This window comes from Fibrobacter sp., from assembly GCF_017545445.1.
Classification (GTDB): domain Bacteria; phylum Fibrobacterota; class Fibrobacteria; order Fibrobacterales; family Fibrobacteraceae; genus Fibrobacter.
The window spans coordinates 1-4,978 of record NZ_JAFWOM010000146.1; the positions used below are offsets into that span (position 1 = coordinate 1).

4 protein-coding genes are annotated in these 4,978 nt (G+C 48.0%); 2 read left to right on the plus strand and 2 right to left on the minus strand.

Annotation, left to right across the window (positions count from 1 at the left end; all coding sequences use genetic code 11):
• Positions 1 to 284, plus strand: a 284-nt coding sequence (locus IKG78_RS17135; RefSeq protein WP_290945738.1) for an Acyl-CoA dehydrogenase C-terminal domain-containing protein, incomplete at its 5' end; no start/stop codon positions are given.
• A gap of 462 nt (positions 285 to 746) precedes the next feature.
• On the opposite strand, the gene IKG78_RS17140 is transcribed toward IKG78_RS17135, so the two are convergent.
• Positions 747 to 1,178, minus strand: coding sequence for a hypothetical protein (locus tag IKG78_RS17140; protein ID WP_290945740.1), 432 nt, complete (start codon positions 1,176 to 1,178; stop codon positions 747 to 749).
• 295 nt (positions 1,179 to 1,473) lie between these two features.
• Between IKG78_RS17140 and IKG78_RS17145 the strand changes: the two genes are divergently transcribed.
• Positions 1,474 to 2,529, plus strand: coding sequence for a fibrobacter succinogenes major paralogous domain-containing protein (locus IKG78_RS17145; RefSeq protein ID WP_290945742.1), 1,056 nt, complete (start codon positions 1,474 to 1,476; stop codon positions 2,527 to 2,529).
• Between the two features lie 76 nt (positions 2,530 to 2,605).
• Here IKG78_RS17145 and alaS read toward each other — a convergent pair.
• Positions 2,606 to 4,978, minus strand: a 2,373-nt coding sequence (gene alaS / locus IKG78_RS17150) for an alanine--tRNA ligase (protein WP_290945744.1), incomplete at its 5' end; no start/stop codon positions are given.

A 4,978-nucleotide genomic window follows, 5' to 3' on the forward strand; every position in this document is an offset into this window, starting at 1 on the left:
GCCCGGAATACGAAAGCCTCAAGGCCCGCGCCAAGGCTATGGACGAAAAGTACAACGAAGCTATTGAATACGTGAAGTCCGTTGAAAACAACGAATTCACCGACCTCTGCAGCCGTCACTTGTACGAACTCGCCGCCAACTACGTCATGAGCCAGTTGTTGCTCCGCGACGCCACCAAGGCACCGGAACTGTTCGACAAGAGCATGAAGGTGTACTTGAACCTCGCCGAAAGAGCCTGTGCTGAGCAAGTCGAAGCAAAGTCGCCAAGCACTACAACTTCGTGAAGAGTCTCCGCGTGGAATCGCTGGAAAGCTACAAGCAGGCTTAAGTAGTGGTCAGTGGTTAGTGGCTTGTGATTAGGGAATAATCGCGGCTACGCCGCCTACTGAAACGCGAAAAGAAATTGCCCCGGCTCTGACGAGTCGGGGTTTTCTTTTTGTTTGATGAAAGCATCAAATACAATGCCGGAATAATGGAATCTGACTGATCTATTATTCCCCCTAAAAAAATAAACATTAATTTATTCAATATTTTTTAATAAAAATAAAAATTACATGCAACATTTTCCGTTGAAGAAATAGTAATAATTCTGCCACAATAATTCGTAACAGAATCTTTTAGAATAATTGTAAAGGAAGATTTTTTTCTAAGGCACGATTCTTTACTCGCCGATTGCGAAGAACCCAGCATAAAATTTAAAGACCTCTACAAAAAAAACAAAACATTTAGTTTGTATAAATCAGAAATTAATGAAACCTTGTTTTCATGACAAGAGAATCGCTTATTCCATACTGATCCGTATAAATCAAAGTCCAAAAAATAGTAGAATCCATCACTACACGAGCATCATCTATTTTTTGCAACTGATATGAAAATTTATTTAAATGAGGATATTCAATGGGAACAGCACAAGGATCTGTTACATTCTGTTCTGAAAAATGCAATACATATTTCAAATCTATTCCAGCAGGCAACCCCTTTGGGGAAAGCTTATAACTTGACACGATTGTATCTGAAAGAGCTTTTGAACTAGAATCTAGTGGAATAGTCAAAGTATCCATTTCGTTTTTTGAGTTTGGAGTAATAAACGACGCAAATCCATAATCCTTAATGTTGATTTCTGGAAACGAGTCTATAGACAGCACATCCTTGGACACATCCAAATTTATCGTTGACAATATCCTTCAGGATTACTATTCGTTGTACAAGAACAGAGCAACAACAAGAAACCGGCTACGATACGCATCATCTAACTTTCCTCAAGATGAAAGCCCCTATTGAACTTTCATAGTTTACTTTTGAACAGCCATAAAATACATAAATTAAAACCCAAAGACTATACCCCCATTCAACTTCGATGCACGGAACCTTAATTGAATTTTACTCGTAGAACACAAAGAAATTTACAACAGAAGGGGGAGAAAAAAATTTAAAATAATTTATTTTTTAAAATAATCATTCGAGGAGAGACTCATGAAACAATTTTCCATCGCCGTGTTACCTTTGGTCATGCTTTTTGCCGCTTGCGACGATTCCTCATCGGCTCCAACAAACGAACCGATCACCCAAAGCTGTTCATCGGAAAATTTTCTGAGCAGTAGCAACAAAATAACTTCTAGCAGTTCCGCAAAACAGGTCCTAGCCGCTTCGAGCAGCAGCGAAAAGAAATCAAACGATGATGAAATATCTTCTTCGAGCAAACCAAAGACGGAACCTAGAAGCAGTAGTAATCAAAACATTTCGAGCAGTAGCGAAAAAGCGGTCGAGTCTTCTTCAAATGTTGACAACATAAAATCATCAAGCAGCATAGACGGTTTTGACTGGAGCGTTCCTAAGGAAAACTACCTGAACCCAGCAGTCAAATACGACTCGATAAAGGATAGTCGAGATGGCAAAGTTTACAAGACCGTGAAAATCGGTGAGCAAATCTGGATGGCAGAAAACTTGAACTATTCGGATAGTGCCCAAACGCCCAGCCTTAAAGGCAGCATGTGGTGTTATAACGATCAACCTAAAAACTGTGATATCGGTGGAGTATTCTATACTTGGGGTGCAGCGATCGATTCCATCGCCTTATACAATGATGGAAAGGGCTTGATTTGCGGCTATGATAAAAAATGTGTTCTTCCCGCGAAGGCGCAGGGAATTTGTCCTGACGGTTGGCATTTGCCGGACACAACAGAATGGAGAGCTCTATTTAAAGAAGTTGGCTGGGGTTCCGAAGGAACCGCTCTCAAGTCTCAAAAAGGGTGGAATATAATCAAAGCAAGCAGCAGCAACGGCAATGGTACGGATGCCTATGGTTTTTCGGCATTTCCTGTAGGTCTTATCGAAAATGACGCGATGTACCACGACCACAAGCCCCGCTACAACGGTATGCTTGCTTATTTTTGGACTGCAACCGAGGGATCAGCCAAAACGGCGCAGACTGCCGAATTTGAAAATGCCAATCGTTATGCAGGACTGCATTACACCGCCAAAGACATGGGAATTAGCATCCGCTGTATAAAAGACGCTAACAAGCATTAAGCCAAGCGCTACAGAAATCCCTGCGACCACAACCATGCCTACTCATGTAAGCATGGTTGGCGCGGTATTCTTCTATTTATGCACCGAGTTTAGCGCGGATCCAGTTGTTGGTGTTCGCGATAGCTTCGGCAATCTTTTCCGGTTCGCGAGTACCAGCCTGAGCACGGTCCGGACGGCCACCGCCCTTACCGTTGCAAGCCTTGGCGAGATCCTTGACGATGTCGCCAGCCTTGATGCCCTTGGCCTGAACGTTCTTGCCAACCATCACGGCGATGCTACCAGAACCGTTGTCCTTGTTTGCAATCACAGCAACGCTATCGACATCAAGCTTGTTCTGAACGCCATCGAGCAAGTTCTTGTACTTTTCATCCGGCAAGGAGAGTTCACGCACGTAGAGGTTCACGCCCATCACGTTGATGCCACCGTTCAAGAGTTCGGCAGCGGCGAGCGTTGCAAGTTCCAGCTTCACAGACTGCAGACTCTTTTCGAGATTCTGCGTCTTGGCGAAGGACTGCTGAATACGGTCAAGAACTTCGGCATCCTTACAACGGAGCTGTTCGCGGAGAGCCGTGAGAATCTGCGTACCGGCGCGGAGGAGGCTCAAGGCGCCACGGCCAGAAACAGCTTCGATACGGCGGACACCTGCGGACACGCTAGATTCGCTGATGATTTTCACCATGCCGATGTTACCGGTGTTCTGCACATGCAAGCCACCGCAAAGTTCGCGGGAGAATTCGACGCCAGCATCACCCATCTTCACAACGCGGACCTTGTCGCCATACTTTTCACCGAACAGAGCCATAGCGCCGCTAGCCTTTGCTTCATCGACGTCCATCACGTCGGTGTGGACCGGCAAGCATTCCATGACCTTCGCGTTCACGATGTCTTCGACCTTCTGGATTTCTTCGGCAGTCATCGCGTTGAAGTGGCTGAAGTCGAAGCGGAGGAGTTCGTTCGAAACGAAGCTACCCTGCTGCTGCACGTGAGTGCCAAGCACTTCGCGGAGAGCGGCCTGGAGCAAGTGCGTTGCGGAGTGGTTCTTGCGGATGTCAGCGCGACGGTCGTTATCGACGGTTGCCATGAACACGGCGCCCATCGTCTTTTCGTTGGCTTCACCCTTCACAACCTTACCACGGCAGAGTGCGGTATCGTTCACCTTCACGGTGTCGAACACCTGGATTTCGAGGTCGGCAGAAACGAGCGTTCCCTTGTCACCAACCTGACCACCCATTTCGGCGTAGAACGGAGAGGTTTCGAGAACGATGCTCAAAACGCCCTTGTCTTCGCGCCAGCGGACAACCTTCGTTTCGCAAGCGGAGAGTTCATAACCGACAAAGTTTGTGCTAGCTTCGCTATACTGCGTCCAGCCTTCGGTACCCATCGTGTTGATGCCCTGCTTCATGTTAGCGCGGGCACGTTCCTTCTGTTCATCCATGCACTTGTTGTAGCCTTCTTCATCAATGAGGAGGCCCTTTTCTTCGGCGAGAATGCCAGTGAGGTCCGGCGGGAAACCGTAAGTATCATAGAGGAGGAACACCTTGTCGCCCGGAATCTTGTCGCCCTTCTTGAGTTCGGCAGAGATAGCGGCAAAGCGTTCGAGACCAGCGTCAAGCGTACGGATAAAGCTTTCTTCTTCGCTCTTGATGACAGAAGCGACGAATTCCTTGCGTTCGCGAATTTCCGGGAAGGCATCGCCCATCGTATCGGCGAGAACCTGAACGAGCTGGCAGATAAACGGTTTCTTCTGACCAAGCAAGCGAGCAAAGCGGCTAGCACGGCGCAAGATGCGGCGGAGCACGTAGCCACGGCCTTCGTTAGACGGGAGAGCGCCATCGGCAATAGCAAACGAAATCGCGCGGATGTGGTCGGCAATCACGCGGTGCGGGGTGCCGGCTTCGCCATCGTTGTACGGAACGCCAGAGAGTTCAGCAATCTTTGCGATAATCGGAGTGAACACGTCGGTATCGTAATTGCTGGTCTTGCCCTGGAGAATAGCGCAGATACGTTCGAAGCCCATACCGGTATCGACGTTCTTGGCCTTCAGCGGAATCAAGGAGCCGTCGCTCACGCGTTCGTACTGCATGAACACGTTATTCCAAATTTCAATGTAGCGGTCGTTTTCGCCGTTCACGCCCTTGATCGGGTCCTTGAACGTTTCGGCCTGCGTAGCGAGGTCGCCACGGTCGTAATGGATTTCGGAGCAAGGACCGCACGGACCGGTGTCGCCCATTTCCCAGAAGTTGGAGTGAGCATCAAAACGCATGATGCGGTCATCCGGAAGACCGGACACGTCTTTCCAAATCTGCCAAGCTTCGTCATCGTCCTGATAGACGGTCGCAAAGAGGCGTTCCTTCGGGAGCTTCCAAACTTCAGTGAGAAGTTCCCATGCCCAAGCAATAGCTTCTTTCTTATAGTAATCGCCGAAGCTCCAGTTACCGAGCATCTCGAA